The organism is Afipia dichlorophenoxyacetatis (genome assembly GCF_055386385.1).
In genome coordinates this window covers 2,870,738-2,887,613 of the sequence record NZ_AP029250.1, presented here as the reverse complement: position 1 = coordinate 2,887,613, position 16,876 = coordinate 2,870,738, and the positions used below count along the sequence as shown (strand labels likewise).

Genomic DNA, 16,876 nt, shown 5'->3' with positions numbered 1-16,876 from the left:
GGTTACTTCTTTTCCATCACGCATTGCAAAGGATGTTGGTGCTTGCGCGCAAAATCCATGACCTGCGTGACCTTGGTCTCAGCGATCTCGTAGGTAAACACCCCGCACTCGCCGATCCCGTGATGATGAACATGCAACATAATCTTTGTCGCGGCTTCAATGTCCTTATTGAAGAACTTTTCTAAAACATGAACGACGAACTCCATCGGCGTGTAGTCGTCGTTCAGAATCAAAACGCGATAAAGGTTCGGACGTTTCGTCTTCGGTTTGACTTTCGTGATGACTGACGTACCGGGACCAGTTGGCCCATCGGAGCGATCATCGTCCTTGCTCATCCGCGGAGCAAACCCCACGTCTTTTTTCGCTGGCATCTGAGGTGCCAGAACAGGTACCGAGACGGGTTCCAGGTATGAATTCGCGTTTGGCATGGCTTGGAAGGTCTAATTCCCCAGGAAAAACGATCACCAAGGGCCTCAAAAACTCCCCGGATCAACCTCCCCAATATGGGTCGCTATCGCTCTGCCTGCAAGCACAACCAAACCGCTGAAACAGCACGTTGAAGGACGCCGGCCTCACCCTTTTTGGTTAGCAGAGGCGGTTCAATTGATCGGAATTCGTCCTCATCCCGTTGAGATTGCATTTACCGTATTTGGCCGATCGCAGCCGTAATGAGCTGCGTGTGCGTCATTTTATGCGAACTGGCGGCAAAATTAATGAAATTCGCCGCGCGCCTGCCATGCGACATTCGGGCACCCTTCCCCTTGCAAAAGCCCGTGCCTTACAGATTGCCGTCCTGCCATTCCCGCGACTTACCCGACAGCATGCCGCCGGGAATTGAGACAATTAACGGGATCACCTCAACCTCTTCTTTACGATGAAACCGCATCACCCGCCCCGCGCGGCGCCTTCGCCGGGGGTTACCCCATGTTTCATCACCGTATTTTACGACCTCTTCATGCCTCCCGATTAGCCATGAGGCACAACCACATCTGTCCGGTGACACTATGAGTGATGCATCGTTTTTCAATTGGGCCCTGCGACGCGCTGCGAATTTCCGCAGCGCCAGAAGCGGCAACGTCGCAGTGATCTTTGCTTTCTCGCTCGTCCCGCTGTTGCTGTTTGTCGGTGCCGCCGTCGATTACACACGCGCCAACACCGCACGGACCGCCATGCAGGAAGCGCTGGATTCGGCGGCACTGATGCTCTCAAAGGACGTTAACGGCCTTTCGCAAGCGGACATGCAAACCAAAGGCGAAGCCTATTTCAAAGCGCTTTACACGGATCCCGCCGCGCAGAATATCTCGGTGAAGGTCACCTACACTGCCAGCACCACAGCCGGTTCAACCTTGACCATGAGCGGTTCCGGCGAGATGCCCACCGACTTCATGTACATGGCCGGCTATAACACGCTTGATTTCGGCGCGAGCTCCACGACGGTCTGGGGCACGACGAAGCTGCGCGTAGCGCTCGTCCTGGACAACACCGGATCGATGTCAAGCGCGAACAAAATGAGTGCGCTTAAGACCGCAGCGAAAAGCCTGCTCACACAATTGCAACAGGCCGCATCCAAGGATGGCGATATCTACGTCTCGATCGTCCCGTTTGCGAAAGACGTGAACGTTGGGCCTTCCAACGTGAGTGCGAAGTGGCTGCGCTGGGATCTCGGCACATGCACCTCCACCGTCAAAAAATCGACTGTTACCCAGGGCTTCATGACTCAGGCCGATTGCAACAAAATCAGCAACAGCAGTTGGTCGAAAACCAACTCCAGCGGCTGGACGGGGTGTGTCTCCGATCGCGACATGGACTACGACACCATGAGCACAGCGCCAAATACCAGCAAAGCAACGGCTACGGCCGCGACTGATCGCGCAACGCAATTTCCGGCGGAGAACTATTCCGCGTGTCCGGCACAGTTGATGCCGATGAGCTACGACTGGTCGCAGTTGTCGTCAAAAATCGATGCCATGAACCCAACAGGAAACACGAACCAGGCGATCGGCTTGGCGTGGGGCTGGCAATCATTGCTGCAACAATCACCGCTCAACTCGCCTGCGGAAGATTCAAACTTCAAGTATCGCAGAGTCATTATCCTGCTGTCGGACGGCGACAACACCCAAGACCGCTATTACGATCAGTCCCTCAGTTCGAACTACGTCTCTCAGATCGACGCCCGGCAGAAAAAGCTTTGCGACAACATCAAAGCGCCGACGGACCCGAAAACGAACCAGCCGATGTACACCATCTACACAATTCAGGTGAACACGGCGAACGACAACACCTCTCCCGTGATGTCCTACTGCGCCAGCAGTACCGACACGTATTTCTCGACGACGACAGCTGCGGGCATCAATACCGCGTTCAGTGCGATCGGCGCTTCACTGTCCAAATTGCGCGTCGCTCAGTAATCGCCCTACCCACGCTACAAAAAAGCCCGGCCGCAAGGCCGGGCTTTTGTTCTTTGGCTAGAGAGCCGTCGAACGAATTTTCAGATTGTAATTAGTGAGTGGCCGTCGGGTTCAGCTTTGAGACGAGGCCTTCGAAAGGCTTGTAAGCCTGCTTGGCCAGGTCGCTGTATAGCTCGCCGATCTTCTGCGATTCCGCGACGAAAGTGTCGTAAGCGGACTTCGCATATTCCGACTGCGCTTCGAGAGCTTTGTCGAACGACTTCACGCTCGAAAGCTTCTCGACAAAGGACTTGGTGTCTTCGAACGACTTCTTGGTGTAGTCGCTGTAGGCGGTCGCGATGGCCTGAAAGCCGCTCGAGAAGGTATTGGCAGAAGCCATAGCGGCATCGAACTGCTCTTTGCCGTACTGCTGAAGCTCTTCAACTTTAACCACAGTATTTCCTCCGGACTTGATGAACTGACCTGCCGGGGGATTCCCCGGCTCCCTAACCACGCCCTCAACATAGTGCAGCGCACAATAACCGTCAAGAATCTTGTGCGTCGCACAACTGATTTAATTCTGAAACAAATCTCACAGGTTCCCGAAAGGGTTACTTAACTTTTTGGAAACCGGGCCGACCTACTTTGATTCCTTATGCTGGTTCGCGTTCTCGAAAGGAGCGTGAAAAGCAACGTAGCTCCAAAGCCTTAGCCGCATCGCAAAAGAACGCTGCGATAAAGCACCGAGCGACAATCTCGTATGGGCCGTCTTTGCCGCGAAATTCGGGCCAGGTCGGACCAAATTTGGCCTCAGAACGGGGCGAATACACAGGGAATCGGACGGGGAAATCTATGCTTGGGGTCAAATCGTCGGCGTCATCACGCACGCTTCGCCTGTGCCTGCTCGGCGTCGCCACGATCTCTGTGGCCATCATGGCCACCACCGATACAGCCGATGCGCGCCGCCGCCATCGGGGCCATTATCGCGCTGCCGTTTCGAGCTACAGCCCGGCCTTCTCCTCGATCATCGTCGACGCCAATTCGGGCGCCACGCTGCAGGGCACCAGCGCCGACGGCCTGCGCCACCCCGCTTCGCTCACCAAGATCATGACGCTCTACTTGCTGTTCGAGCGCCTCGATAGCGGCAGGATCAAACTCGACTCGCCGATGGACGTTTCGGAACATGCGTCCGAACAGGCACCGACAAAACTCGGCCTACGCCCTGGGCAGACCATTCGCGTCGAGGATGCCATCAAGGGTCTCGTCACCCGCTCCGCCAACGACGCCGCCGTCGTCATCGCAGAAACCCTCGGCGGCAGCGAAGATGAGTTCGCCAAGATGATGACGCGCAAGGCGCGCGCGCTTGGCATGAGCAAGACCGTGTACAAGAACGCTTCCGGTCTTCCGGACGATGATCAGGTCACCACCGCGCGGGATCAATCCACACTTGGCCGCGCCATCCAGGATCGCTTCCCCAAATACTATCGCTACTTCTCCACGGCCTCATTCGCCTACCGTGGCAAGGTCATTCGCAATCACAATCACCTGCTCGGGCAGGTTGAGGGTGTCGACGGCATCAAGACCGGTTACACGCGCGCCTCGGGCTTCAACCTCGTGACATCCATGAAGCGCGGCAATCGTTTCCTCGTCGGCGTCGTGATGGGAGGCCGCAGCGGCGGATCGCGTGACGCCATCATGCGCAATTTGCTCGCCGAACATCTTGACGAAGCGTCCACCCGCCGCACCGTTGCCGCCATCTCCGAACGCGGCAGCGTGAGCGAGGTGCAGATTGCTGATGCGCGCAGCAATGACGCCGAGAACGACGACGATGACGTCAAGACCGATACGCTAGCAGCACGTCCCGCTCCGGCGCCTCAAGCCCAGAGCGGCATGCAGCTAGCGGCAGTAGCCTCGGATCCCGTTCCATTGCCGAGCCCACGCGCGCCTGTTCAATCCGCCAAGCCTGTGGCTGCTCCTCAAGTTCAAGCTCAAGACGACAAGCCCGCTCCTGCTCCGCTGACCAGCGGCGTCATCTCCGCCCAGTCATTTGGTACAATTCCGGGCTCGGCCGAGCCGATGACACCCGTTCGCGTCAAGACCGTTCAGGTGCGCATGGGACAAACCAAAGTCGCATCGGCCGCGCCAAATGCGCCAGTGCCGGCGCCTGTCGCAACCAATCCCGCACCGGCGCCCAGCAAGCCTGACATGGCCGAGGCCGCACGGGCCGCTCTACTCCGCGCAGCTGCTGCCAAGACCGACGCCCGAATGGAAGCAAAGGCCGAGACCAAAACCGAAGTCCGCTCCGAGCCAGTTCGCTCCGAGCCTTGGGCTGTCGCCTCCGCTCAGTCGCGCACCGAATTCCCTGCTCCGATGCCTGCTCCGCCAACCACCAACAACGGAATCGGTCAGGTCGTGATCGGCGCTCCTGTTCAGCCGTCCAATCCGGCGGCTTCGACGGATCCCGCACGCGGCGCTCCTCCGACGACACTCGGCGCTCAAGCCGCAGCTCTCCAGACCTCCTCGATCCCGCAACAACAACCGCTTCAGCAGCAGGCTTCCCTGCAGCCCGCTCAGCAGCCGCAGCCTGTGCGTGCAGCTCAACCAAGCCTTGCCACGCCCGCCAAGCCGGCCGTGCGTAGCGGCTGGATCATCCAGGTCGGCGCCCTCGACACAGAAGGCGAAGCCCGCCAGCGCCTCGATGCCGCGCGCGGCGCCAGCAAGCTGTTGAACGAGGCTGATTCGTTTACCGAGACTGTCTCAAAGGGCAGCAAGACGTTCTATCGCGCACGCTTTGCTGGTCTCGACCAGAATTCAGCTGAAGCCGCATGCCGCTCGCTGAAGCGCTCAGAAATTTCCTGCATCGCCATCAGGAACTAATGACGATCTAGTGTCGCGGTTCAGAAGTTCACCCGATTCTTCCTGCGAGTTCTTGCAGCGGACTTCTGAATCTCATCCACACGAGTGCCGCGGGTTCATCCGCGTGAAGCCACAGGCTCGGCGAAGAACTTCAAATCCAAAAGCAGCACTCAACGGGACACTCGTGGATGGCACGCGAAAACGGCGCCGGCCCATAAGGCCGACGCCGCGGAATCACACGATGGTGCGATTGATCTTACTTAGTTCGTCGTTGCCACGGTGCCGAGGCTCGGATCGAGGATCAGCTTCCGAGAATTGCTCGTATGGAAGTCGAACATGTCCGCGATCGAGCCAGTCGTAGCATCGAAGGAGCCGCCGCCGAGACGTCGGCCGTTCACCCAATTGTCTTCGATGAATTGCGGGATCGAAGCCTGCGAGATCTGCACATGGCTGACGTAGTTCTGCTTGGCGTAAGGAGAGATCACCAAGAACGGCTGGCGGGTGCCCGGGCCGCAGCGGCCTTTGACCGGCAGGCCCGTGACGCCGCTCGGGACGGGAGTGAGGCCAGGGGTCCCGCAATTGCCGGTGCCGTTCAGCGCGTCTGACGAAGAAAACGAACCGTGCGTGATTTGCGCCATCTGATGGTCGTACCAGCCGTCGGAGTCGTCATAAGCGATGATCACAGCGGTGGATTCCCACTCGCCCTGCTGCTGCAGGAAATTGATCAGCTGGACAACGCCGGTCTGCTCGTCAAGCGGACTGGAGTTGCCTGGGTGACCGTCCTGCACGGCAAGCAGCTTGATGAAGGAGACCGCCGGATAATTGCCCTGCCCGACCGCCGTGAAGAAATCGTCGAGGTCATAGGCATGGTTGGCTGGATCCTTCGTGTTGGTGCCGGCGCTGTTGGTGAGCCCGATCGACTGCACCGAGGCCGGACGAGCGTGGCTCGGATTGGCCGTGGAATCGAAGTACTGGAACCAGATGTGGTGCGGAATGTAGTCGGCCTGGGTGCCGACCACCGGGCTACGGGTGCTGCGCTTACAACCGGTGGTGCCGTTAGCGTTGACGGTCTGCAGGTTGAAGCCGCCGACGAACGAACCCCACGGCACATTCGCGGCGTTCAAGAGGTCGCCGATGTTGTGCGCCGTCGACTTGACCGTCGCGGTCGTGCTCGAGCAGGCGTCGCCGGCGGGATCGGTGTCGCCGGTCAGCGTGAAACCATTCTCACCGTCGGCGAGCAGGCCGCTGCTGCCGATGACCTTAACGAAACCATTGGTGTTACCAGAGAACATGTTGACCGCGCCGGGTGACGACGGACCGAACTGGTCGCTATAGGCGTTATCGCTCATGGCGAAGTTCTGAGCGTAATTCCAGTAGGCGGTGACGGTGTTGCCGTCGTAATAGCCCATCACCTGACCGGTGGTGCCGAATGTGCCTGCGCTGCCGGCGGTGCCCTTGCCGGTGTTCAGCGGGAACAGGTCGGCCTTGCCGGCGTCATAGGCTTTCTGCTCGGCACCAGCGCCGTGGGACTGGTCGGCGGTCTTGGCTTGCGAGCGGTCGAGGCGGAACGGATTGGACGCACCAGCGCCGTTCAGCGGGTTCAGATTTGGATTGTTGGTGAGCAGTGTCGGGTGGCTCACATAATTGTTGATGGCGACCGGGGTATTTTTGGCGGCCACGAAAGCTGGCTCGCCGTCCACGTTCGAGGCGTGCGGATAAGTGCCGAAGTAGTGATCGAACGACACGTTCTCGTTGAAGATCACGACGAGGTGCTTGATCGGGGTTTTCGTCGGCAATGCGTCGACGGCGGCGGTCACGGTGTTCGTGTTCTGGGCGGCGACTGGACCGATGGTCGTGACAGTCGCCGCAACAGCGAGGAACGCTGCAGTAGAAAGCAAAACGGATTTGAGCTTCAGATTTTTCATTTTGTCCCAGAGCGAAAGGAGTTTGTGGAGCGCCGGGACAGATAGGCAGCGTCAATGACGGCCATGTGTCTGTTTTACTTCAAACCACTTCGGGGCGCGCTTTTCCAGGTGAAAGCGCAGTATTTTAGTCGGGTCACGATATAAAACGAGGCGGTTATCGCCTCCACATCGCGCGCGATGGCTAATCCGGGCGGTTGATCACCGCCGCGGTCATGATGCGGGCTTCTGAACCGCCACACGAGACCAAGCCTTACCGTGGATGGCCGAGGTGGCCCTCCTCCGACAACACTCGCCGCCTAAGCCGCCGCTCTCCGGACCGCCTCGATGCCGCGCGCGGCGCTGTTGAGGTGATGCTGATTCGTTGACCGAGACCGTCTCGCGCACGCTTCGCCACATGGACTTCGAACCGTGATGGCGAAGAAGTGTCAACAACGACAGCACAGCTGACGGATATTGACGCGTGATGCGGCCATCGGCCGCAAAAGACGCCGCTTCAAAGTTTCGTTGAAAACCATTTTTCAAGATTTGGTCTCTAAAAACTTAACCGTGGAACCGATCACACCGGGCAACGGTGGGCGCCCACAGGGGGACTTCAGCACAGAGACGGAGCGGCCGCTCGCAGTGAGTGGCGTGATGATGTTGCGTGCTGGAGTCAGCGATGATTGCGAAGAAGAGTGTCCTTGGCCTCGTTCACGCGGGCGGCGAGATACGTCGAGCCCCCTTGGTCGGGATGAAGTTTCTTCATGAGCCCGCGGTGAGCGCGGCTGATGTCCTCGCGCCCCGCGCCGGGCTTCAGGCCAAGGATCTGATAAGCTTCGTCCGCCGTCATTTTGCCGCTCGGCGTCGCGCGGCGATCCTCGCTGCCATTCCCGCCTGCCCCTGCGCCTTGCGCGTTCTCACGCCAGGCGGGAAACCGGCGGTCCAGATAACCTTCCAGAAGGGACCAGCTCTCCGCGTCAAAGCTCCTCGCCAGCGTGATGAGTTGGTCAAGCGTGAATTCGTCCAGTACACGCCCCGCTTCGGGGCCGGCAATAATTCGCCCGTCAAGCGCTCCGGTGTCATGGTCGAGAGTCATTTCTATAAACTGGGATCGTACCTGGGATTTTTGCCCCTGTGATTTCCACGCCTTGGGGCCGTAATTGCCCCAGGCGGAGCCAAGCTGTGCGCCGAACGGCGACCAGCCCAGCAAACCTGCACCGAACACGGCGAGCGGTATAGCAACAGCGAGCTCGCCCTTCGCTCCCACGAACGCCGCAGTCGCGAGCGCAAGCACGCCACCACCGCTCCTGATGATCCTGGCCAGCCACTTCGGATCGGCCCCCTTGACGACGTTGAGGGCCGTATAGAGCAGCGCTACGGCGACGATACCTGCGATCAGGGTGGGCATGGAATTCTCTTAACTGACCATCGTTTCCGATGGTCGCACACGACAGCACCGGTTACCGGCGCCAAGTTGATGTATGAGTCTAGCGTGCTTTGGTAAGCGCGGGTATCTGCGAATTTTTGCCGCGTATCGACCTCGCGTTTAGCTCTTCATCTGCTCAAGCAGCATCGCCGCGCCCGAAGTGTTTCTCGCGAGCTTCATCAGAGCGTCGCGACCACCTGAAGCGTAGGCCGCCACAGCGCGCAGCAGCTCGCGCAATTGCGCCGCCGAGCCCATATCGAACCGGCACCACGCGCCTCCCGTCAGCCGCGCGATCTCGCGGAAGGCGGTCTCTGCTGTCGGATCGAGCCCTTCCTGAAACATGAAGCATGGCACCTTGAGCAAACCCAGCTCGCCCGCGGTGGCGCATAGCCCATCCAATTGCTCTTCCATCGCGTCGCCGACAAAGACGACAGCCCGCACACCCGATGCCACCGCTTCCCGCCGGGCATCGGACAACACGCGGCTGAGTTGGGTATGCCCTCCCTGGCACTGGATCGTGCTCATGAGCCTGGAGAGACGTGCGGTGTCGGATATCCAGGGGCTGGCGCGGCATTCGTTCATGCCACGGAAATAAACCAGCCGTACGTGAAGCCCGCCGACGCGGCCTGCCTCCTGAAACATGTCTGCCTGGAGCTGGCAGGCCATATCCCATGTCGGCTGGCGGCTCATGGTCGCATCGAGCGCGAAAATCAGCCGCCCGGTATGGGTCTGGGTGTGCGCCACCGACCGCGCCTTTGCGACAAAGGCCGCGATGTCGGAGGCGGACGACTTGACCTCGGCCGGCGTCGCGCCCGCGTAGCCAGTGCCAGATTTCGGGATAGTCGGGTCGCGTGTCATCGAAACTCTCTTAGAACCTCAGTAAATGTGGGGAGTTGCGTGAGAGGGAAACAGGAGCAGTCCGGAAAATCGAGCTAAATTGGCCGTTTCCGAGCCGAATGCCCATGCCATCCAGTCCTTTTGACCTATATATACTTAGGTCCAATAACGGATCCCGGAGTTGAACGACAACGCCATGTTAGCCTTCGAAATTGCGACGGTCATTGTTCTGATCGTCATCAATGGCCTCTTGGCAATGTCCGAATTGGCAATTGTCTCCTCCCGTCCGGCGCGCCTTGCTGTCCTGGTCGAGAAGAAAGTCACCGGCTCACGCCGTGCCTTGGCGCTTGCCTCTGATCCCGGGAAGTTTCTCTCCACGGTTCAAGTCGGCATCACGCTGATCGGCGTTTTGTCAGGTGCGGTCTCCGGCGCAACGCTCGGCCAGCGCCTCACCCAATGGCTTCTTGATCTTGGCGTCTCGCCAGGGCTAGCCGATGCGATCGGGGTCGGCATCGTGGTCACTGCAATCACCTATGGATCCTTGATCATCGGCGAGCTGGTGCCGAAACAGATTGCCTTGCGTGACCCGGAAGCCATTGCGGTGCGCGTTGCACCGGCCATGACTGTTATGGCGAAGATCTCTTCGCCGGTCGTCTGGCTGCTTGATCTCTCGGGCAAGGCATTGCTCGCTTTGCTCGGCCAGCATGGCGACACCAATGACAAGGTCTCGGAAGACGAAATCCGCAGCCTGATTTTGGAAGCCGAAAACGCCGGCGTTCTGGAGCCCGGCGAAAAGGAAATGATTGCCGGTGTTCTGCGCCTCGGCGATCGGCCTGTCGGCGCGGTGATGACGCCACGACACGAAGTCAACATGATCGATCTTGCTGATCCGCCAGAGACCGTCCGTGAGACATTCCGGAAGAACCCGCATTCACGCCTTCCGGTTTACGAAGAAGATCGCGATCGTCTGCTCGGCATCATCCAGGCGAAGGACCTGCTTGATGCGTATCTCTCCGGCGGAGATCCCGACATCAAAAGCCTCATTCGCGAAGCGCCCGTCATCCCGATGTCGGCGGACGCGCGTGATGTGCTGGCGATCCTGAAACACTCCCCCGTGCACATGGGCCTTGTCCACGACGAGTACGGAAGCTTCGAAGGCGTCGTGACGACGGCAGACATCCTGGAATCCATCGTCGGCAGCTTCCACACCGAGGAAGGCCCTGCAGAACCGGCTGCCGTGCGCCGTCAGGACGGATCGTATCTGTTGTCAGGATGGATGCCGGTCGATGAATTTGGCGACTTGCTCTCCATTCAGATCCCTGACGCGCGGGGGTACCACACCCTCGCCGGCTTTACGCTCCAGCATTTCGGCTCCATCCCCGCCGTGGGTGACAGCTTCGACTATCAAGGCTGGCGCATCGAAGTCGTCGACCTCGACGGCCGCCGCATCGACAAGCTGATGGCAAGCAGGATCAAAGCACCGAGGCGCGCGGCCTAGGACGCTCAATCGCAGATTTTCGCTTCGCTCAGAATTGCACTGATGAACGGATTTTTGGCGGCGAGATACTCTTGAATTCCACCGGTATTCTCCAATTCCAGCCTTAGCTTGAGTTCCTGGTATCTCATGCGATCCGCAGGGTGCCGTCGCAGATGGTCTCGAAAACGCAGAATCCTGGTGATTTGTGCGTGGCCATCCCGGCAGATGTGAAGCTTGTGTGTGCGGACACCAGGGACATCCCGCTTGAAGAAATGATGGCCCTGAGACAAATCGCCTCCACGTCGATAGCCCAGCGCCTCTAACGGCCCGCTCCAATCTTCGACTGCGCCGGTGGAATCGATGACCGCAAGCATGTCGATTTCGCCTTTCGCAGCGAGCTCGGGTACAGCAGTGCTTCCAACGTGATAGATGCTCACCAAAGCTGGCCCGAAAATAGGTCGCAGGCGCGTCTCCGCATTCGCGTATTCTTCAGGCCACTTCGGATCGTAAGGCCGTATCGGACTGGTGAGCGGCATCTGTAAAGGTTAGCCAAGATACAGACCCCGGAAAAGTACCGGCGCGTCGGCGGCTCTCCATGGAACGATTCTTCGAGCAATGCCGTCGGATCGCGACGCGCGACGACAGGCTTGCCGCCAACGACCTCGGCTTCGTCCAACTTGTCCCAATCAGGTCGCGCCAAGCGCTAATGAGTCCACGTCCTAGCCGCGCGCCCAGGCGTGATCCGCACTACTCAATTGTGACGGCCAGCCTTCCAATCAGCTGCGCGACCTCCTCAAGCCGGCGGTCATCGTGCTGCTCCACTGCGCGCGCCAACCGCACCATGCACTCATCGTCGCTGATCGCGAGCCTTGATTGATCTTCCATCGAAGGGGCGAGATTGGGAGACGAAGAAGAGAAGCTGGTCATCACTCACCTCACGAGTAGGAATGTGCGTATCCGGCAAGACATGCCAGCAATGGAATGTGGCGGGATCAAGCACAATTTTGTGTGATCACGCGCTCGTCAGAATTATTAAGAGACTTGGACAAGAGACATGAACAAGAACCCTGGACAAAAAAGCGGCCCGTCTTGGAAGGACGGGCCGCTATAAATGCCACGACGTTCTTAACGAATTAATCGCAGCGCTAATTGATCGGTGGCGCGACCTGGGCAACAGGGCCCGGCTTCGGCACGACGATCTTACGCGTATCAACCGGTCCCAGCTTGCTGTCGTCCGCGAGGAATTTATCAAGCGTTTCCTGGATCGACGTCTTCACGTTGTCAGGACCACGGTCGCTCATGTCGACGTGCTGGAAGCCCGTCTTGACCACCGTAATGCCGGCCTGCTCGCAGATATCGTCATCCGGCACTACGCCAGGATCAGCCTTGAACACAGGGTCCTTTGAGCGGAACGACAGGATCTTGAACTTGCCTTCCGTCATGAACGGCACGCGCAGATTATCGAGCGTGACGATCTTCTTCACGTTCTCCGGGTGGAGCTTGGCGAAATACATCGAGATGTCACCGCCATTGGAATGGCCGACCATCGTGAGATGATCGTAGTCCGCGTTCGGCTCGATCTTCTTCATCTTCGCAATGGTGAATTCGATATTAGCCACACCGCGTTCGTACACCGGCAAACGGCCGACATAGAGCTCGCCGACCTTCGTCACCAGCGGCGCATCGGATGCGAGATCGTGCTGGATACTGACTGCCAGGTAGCCACGCGCAGCGAGCACGTTGGCGAGGAACGAGTATTCGGTGAACTTCACGGTGTTACCGTGATTGATGATCGCAACCGGCAGCGCACCCATGCCAGCGTTTGCTTTCATCTCCTTGTCGCGACGAACAGCGATCGCGACGTCGATCGGACGCCCGCGCGTTTCATCGTAGAAGCTGATCGTCTCGTGACGAATAGCCCATTTACTTGCGGTGAAGTAGGCGACAGTCGCCACCGCAAACAAGCCGAGCAGAATGATCAATCCACGCTTCATATCGTCCCCGCGGGGTCTAAGGGCTTGGCTGGAAATGGAACCCAGCCTCGCCCCACAGAGTGTTTTAGAATCCGTCGCTCTTGTCCATATAGTTCGTAACGTTCCCGTGACAAAAGCACCTAAAATCGAGGCAATGTTGCCGTAACACCATTGTCGCATGTGCAATGCAGCAACCGTGCCAATTTTGGACCTAGGAACAACCCTGCAAAATCCCTGGAGGTCCCCGGTTTTTGGTGAAAAATCCTTGGTTTCGCCGGGAACTTTTCCGGATGTGCCTTTTGGGCAGGCTTCTGATGCCCATAGCTTCGGCTCAGAGCCGAAGCCTAGCTTGCCGAGACGGAACGCGAACGTTTAAATCGGACCACTAGGTCTAGGTGTGACTTCGCTCGAAAACTTTATGCGATCAAATCGTGCATCTCGAGCGGCTGGTCGATCTGAGCGAACCATTCGGCCCGGTTGGCAGCCCGCCGCCGTCCCCGCTCGTCGATCGGCAACTTCAGGTGGCGCAGCAAGGCGGTCACTTCCTCACGGGCGGTGACATGGGACATGCTGGGGCGAGCACCCAGGGTCGCCTCGTTCAGGTCGTCCAGGGCCGTCAGCCCGCGTGGGAAGAACTCGCGGTAAACCACCCGCTCGGCAAAGCCATCGGTGGGGCGGAAGCCAAGACGAAACGATAACTGATCGAGCCCCTCTGCGATGAGTTGCTTGTTACGCGAGCCCAGCATCGACAACCGGTTTCGCACCACGATCCAGTCGGTGGTGACACCATCGAGGTCGCGGCGCTGCTTGCGGGCCGCCCTCACCATCGTGGCGTAATGGCTTTCGCCGATCACCGCGTACGTGGTCGGATCGATTGCGCCCAGCACGTCGAAGTCGAGAAAGCTATCGTTCAGCGGAGTCACCAGCGTGTCAGCCATCGAGTGCGCCAGCCGCATCAGGTAATTGTCGGTCCCCGGTGTATCGATGACGATGAAGTCGCAGGTTTTCTCCACCGCACTGATGGCCGCGGAGAACTGTCCGAATTCGGACACTTCGTTGTCCTCGATCTGCATGCTGTTGCCTAAGGCGACGCAACAGTGATGCGGCAGTTCGAGGTCGATGCCTGTGCGCTTGGCCCAGGCGCGGCGATTGTCGAGATAGCGGGTGAAGCTCTTCTGCCGGGAGTCGAGATCGATCGTCGCGACGCGCTGTCCAGCCTTCAGGAGAGCCACTGCGATGTGAAGCGCGGTGGTGGATTTGCCCGAGCCGCCCTTCTCGTTGCCAAGGACAACGACGTGCGCCGAACCTGATTGTCCTTGGCTAGCCTGCAGCAGCATCAACGTCCCCCGCGCAATACTTTCAATCAGACTCAAAAGAATCAAGCGAAATGCTTTGATCGATTTGGTTCAGCGTGAACTAGCCGGCATATGTTGCGTGTTTGCAAAACGCGGGGCAGACCAATGGCCTCATGCTGCGACCTTTGTTATGGTCGGCGCCCACCGATCAATTGCTCCAGCCATCATCGCGCGAGACGAATGCCCCAAGCCCCCATCATTGCCCGCACGCTTTCATCCCTTCATCGCGCCCGGGCTGACCTCGGCAAGCGCAGCGCCACGGTCGGCCTTGTCCCGACCATGGGCGCGCTCCATGACGGCCATGTGTCGCTGGTGCGCCTGGCAAAGCGCCGCGCCAAAAAGGTTGTGGTTTCGATCTTCGTGAATCCAACCCAGTTTGCGGCGCATGAAGACCTCGGCTCCTACCCGCGGACGTGGAAGGCCGATATCGCAAAGCTTACAGCGGAAGGCGTCGACCTCGTCTGGAATCCCGATGTGAAGGCCATGTACCCGGATGGCTTCGCCACCAGGATTGCGCCCGAGGGCCCTGCCCTCGCCGGACTGGAAGATCGCTTCCGTCCCCACTTCTTTGGCGGCGTCGCAACCGTCGTGGCCAAGCTGTTCACACAGGTTCGGCCGGATATGGCGTTCTTCGGTGAGAAGGACTTTCAGCAGCTCAAGGTCGTCACGCGCATGGCGCGTGATCTCGATCTCGGCGTCAGGATCGTCGGTGGCGCAATCATCCGCGAGCGCGACGGCCTCGCGATGTCGTCGCGAAACGTCTACCTGTCGCCGGATGAACGCCGCGTCGCGCCAGTGCTGTTCCGGACGCTCAAAACAACTGCGAAGCGCCTGCAGGCGGGCGACGACTTCAAGAGCGCGTTGGCGGATGGTGTGGCCGCGATCAAGGAGGCCGGTTTCGCGGGGGTCGACTATCTCGAAGCCCGGCATGCGGAAACACTGGCGCCGGCTTCAACCATGGATGACGGCCCCGTCCGGCTGCTGGTGGCGGCCAAACTCGGCACCACCCGTCTGATCGACAACATCAAGGCTTGAGAGATCTAAAAAGCTCGAAACTCAGAGCAGACCAAGCTCGCGCAATTCGCGGCGCATCGGCTCCGGCATCGCGGCAACGCCCTCCGCAGCCTTGCCGAGGTCAGGTGGCGCGTCCTTCGCATTCAGGTAGCGCCAGCCCTGGAAGGGGCGCATCGGCCGCGGCGACACCGGGATCAGCTTCGGCTCCATGATCAGGCGGCATCGTCCGATGCCTTCACTGTCGCGGAAGGGTTCAATGCCGACGAGCTTCTCGCGCGCTGCGATTTCGCCCTTGATCACCCAGTAGATTGATCCGCCGTCAAGCAATTCCTCTTCACGTTTCGGAGTCATGCGCGTGACGTGGATATGGCGACCTGGCTGTCCTTTTGCCTTGGCCTGACGAACGCGCTCGGCGATCCAGTCCTTCAAATCCTTGACGGAGGTCGCACCGACGCTGAGCTTGATGAGGTGAAGCGGCATATCTGATGATCGGAGAGACGCGTCACACGTCTCAGGGAGTTGGAAGCTTAATTATCTTCGCTCTGCTCGGGCGCTGGCGCAAGCTGTACAGGGGTCTGCGCGGGTGCTTGTGCACGCGATTTCGGCGTTGCAGGCGCGGCCTTCTTTGCAGCCGCCGGCGGCGACTTCGCAGCAGGCGCTGGTGTAGGTGCAGGCGGCGGGATCAAGGTTGCACCGGGTGAAGATGAAGGCCGCGCAGGCGTTGACACAACGGTCTCCACCTTTTCCTTTTCTTTCTCCGGCTTTTCCGCTGAACGCGGCGCCGATTGCGAGCCCTGCCCAGATGGTTCCGGGCTCATGATACTGACCGGCGGAATGGATGCAGCGCTCGGAAAATCACCCGAGACCGGCCGTCCCGGCGGCGGCACGGTTCCCAGCGCGGCCAACGGCGCGCCCGGTGTAGACCCGGTGGCGAGCGGCGACGGCGCCGACCATGCAGCCGTGTGCCGCTCAACGATCCCGTCATACACAGTGTCGCTCATGTTCGAGGAGATCTGCGCGGAATTGGTCAGCGACTGAAAGAAGGGACAAGGCGCCGAGAGCGAGCAACCTTCGCGCGTGGTGAGGACATGCGCCACAAGCCCGAAGCGATCACGCTCGACCGTACGCCGAAGCGCATTGAGCTCAGGTGTCATGACCTTGTCCGCAGCCGCGACACTTCCAAAGCTTGCGAGTTTCGTTACCTGAGTGGCGGTATAGGACACTGCGGCAGCGGCAGTATCGGCGGAAGCAAACAACGCCTTCTCGCAGGCGTTCTCGACACTTTCGCCGGCCAGACCATCAAGGCACGACAGAGCCGGCAGCCCTGCTGCCGACCGAACCGATGATCCGAGATCAGCAGCCTGACGCGCAGAACTGTCGCCCGACGCACGCATCATGGTCGTGACGGCGATACCAATCGCGAGCAACGTGATGACGGTCAGCGCACCGTTGGCGACTGATCGTTCAGCGCGAAACAACGTCACCAGGAGGACGATGGCAAAGAAACCCGCCGCCGCAACCGTCAGCCACATCGGGAGGCTCGGCGAATGCCACAACTGGTCGATTGTTGAAGGCAATGCCTGGTTCATATGTGGTCTCCCTCAAGACGAACCAGACCGCACTTGCGCTGCTCACGTCGCCAAAGGC

The 16,876-nt window shown here is 59.4% G+C and carries 15 protein-coding genes; 4 read left to right on the top strand and 11 right to left on the bottom strand.

Going from position 1 to position 16,876, the window contains the following annotated elements; all coding sequences use genetic code 11:
* Positions 1-2 precede the first annotated feature (2 nt).
* Positions 3-335, bottom strand: coding sequence for an ATP-dependent Clp protease adapter ClpS (gene clpS, locus ACZ5C3_RS13615; protein ID WP_464038335.1), 333 nt, complete (start codon positions 333-335; stop codon positions 3-5).
* 669 nt (positions 336-1,004) lie between these two features.
* On the opposite strand from clpS, the gene ACZ5C3_RS13610 reads away from it, so the two are divergent.
* Entirely contained in the window at positions 1,005-2,408 is a 1,404-nt protein-coding gene (locus tag ACZ5C3_RS13610) for a TadE/TadG family type IV pilus assembly protein (RefSeq protein ID WP_464038161.1), read from the top strand.
* Positions 2,409-2,499: 91 nt separating this feature from the next.
* On the opposite strand, the gene ACZ5C3_RS13605 is transcribed toward ACZ5C3_RS13610, so the two are convergent.
* Positions 2,500-2,841: a phasin family protein gene (locus ACZ5C3_RS13605; RefSeq protein WP_464038160.1), complete on the bottom strand. Its 342-nt coding sequence runs from the start codon at positions 2,839-2,841 to the stop codon at positions 2,500-2,502.
* A gap of 398 nt (positions 2,842-3,239) precedes the next feature.
* Between ACZ5C3_RS13605 and ACZ5C3_RS13600 the strand changes: the two genes are divergently transcribed.
* On the top strand, positions 3,240-5,264 hold the full coding sequence (locus tag ACZ5C3_RS13600; protein WP_464038159.1) for a serine hydrolase: 2,025 nt from the start codon (positions 3,240-3,242) through the stop codon (positions 5,262-5,264).
* Between the two features lie 239 nt (positions 5,265-5,503).
* Here the strand turns inward: ACZ5C3_RS13600 and ACZ5C3_RS13595 are convergent, their stop codons facing one another.
* The 3 genes from ACZ5C3_RS13595 to ACZ5C3_RS13585 form a co-directional block, all read right to left on the bottom strand.
* Positions 5,504-7,168 (bottom strand): phospholipase C, encoded by a 1,665-nt coding sequence (locus ACZ5C3_RS13595; protein ID WP_464038158.1) that lies wholly within the window; start codon positions 7,166-7,168, stop codon positions 5,504-5,506.
* Positions 7,169-7,820: 652 nt separating this feature from the next.
* Positions 7,821-8,555 carry a DnaJ domain-containing protein gene (locus ACZ5C3_RS13590; protein WP_464044754.1) on the bottom strand — a complete coding sequence of 245 codons (735 nt, stop codon included), beginning with the start codon at positions 8,553-8,555 and terminating at the stop codon, positions 7,821-7,823.
* Positions 8,556-8,693: 138 nt separating this feature from the next.
* Positions 8,694-9,431, bottom strand: coding sequence for a vWA domain-containing protein (locus ACZ5C3_RS13585; protein WP_464038157.1), 738 nt, complete (start codon positions 9,429-9,431; stop codon positions 8,694-8,696).
* 175 nt (positions 9,432-9,606) lie between these two features.
* Here ACZ5C3_RS13585 and ACZ5C3_RS13580 point away from each other — a divergent pair, with 175 nt between their 5' ends.
* Positions 9,607-10,908 (top strand): hemolysin family protein, encoded by a 1,302-nt coding sequence (locus tag ACZ5C3_RS13580; RefSeq protein WP_464044753.1) that lies wholly within the window; start codon positions 9,607-9,609, stop codon positions 10,906-10,908.
* Between the two features lie 5 nt (positions 10,909-10,913).
* On the opposite strand, the gene ACZ5C3_RS13575 is transcribed toward ACZ5C3_RS13580, so the two are convergent.
* The 4 genes from ACZ5C3_RS13575 to ACZ5C3_RS13560 form a co-directional block, all read right to left on the bottom strand.
* Entirely contained in the window at positions 10,914-11,423 is a 510-nt protein-coding gene (locus ACZ5C3_RS13575; RefSeq protein ID WP_464038156.1) for a GrpB family protein, read from the bottom strand.
* Between the two features lie 211 nt (positions 11,424-11,634).
* Positions 11,635-11,814 (bottom strand): hypothetical protein, encoded by a 180-nt coding sequence (locus tag ACZ5C3_RS13570; protein ID WP_464038484.1) that lies wholly within the window; start codon positions 11,812-11,814, stop codon positions 11,635-11,637.
* Between the two features lie 218 nt (positions 11,815-12,032).
* Positions 12,033-12,881 carry an alpha/beta fold hydrolase gene (locus ACZ5C3_RS13565; RefSeq protein WP_464038155.1) on the bottom strand — a complete coding sequence of 283 codons (849 nt, stop codon included), beginning with the start codon at positions 12,879-12,881 and terminating at the stop codon, positions 12,033-12,035.
* 395 nt (positions 12,882-13,276) lie between these two features.
* On the bottom strand, positions 13,277-14,197 hold the full coding sequence (locus ACZ5C3_RS13560; protein WP_464038154.1) for a division plane positioning ATPase MipZ: 921 nt from the start codon (positions 14,195-14,197) through the stop codon (positions 13,277-13,279).
* A 198-nt stretch (positions 14,198-14,395) separates the two neighbouring features.
* Between ACZ5C3_RS13560 and panC the strand changes: the two genes are divergently transcribed.
* Complete coding sequence (gene panC / locus ACZ5C3_RS13555) at positions 14,396-15,250, top strand: pantoate--beta-alanine ligase (RefSeq protein ID WP_464038153.1); 855 nt, start codon at positions 14,396-14,398, stop codon at positions 15,248-15,250.
* Positions 15,251-15,271: 21 nt separating this feature from the next.
* Here the strand turns inward: panC and ACZ5C3_RS13550 are convergent, their stop codons facing one another.
* Both ACZ5C3_RS13550 and ACZ5C3_RS13545 read right to left on the bottom strand, forming a co-directional pair.
* On the bottom strand, positions 15,272-15,709 hold the full coding sequence (locus ACZ5C3_RS13550; RefSeq protein WP_464038152.1) for a DUF1489 family protein: 438 nt from the start codon (positions 15,707-15,709) through the stop codon (positions 15,272-15,274).
* Between the two features lie 47 nt (positions 15,710-15,756).
* Positions 15,757-16,818 carry a hypothetical protein gene (locus ACZ5C3_RS13545; RefSeq protein ID WP_464038151.1) on the bottom strand — a complete coding sequence of 354 codons (1,062 nt, stop codon included), beginning with the start codon at positions 16,816-16,818 and terminating at the stop codon, positions 15,757-15,759.
* Positions 16,819-16,876 lie beyond the last annotated feature (58 nt).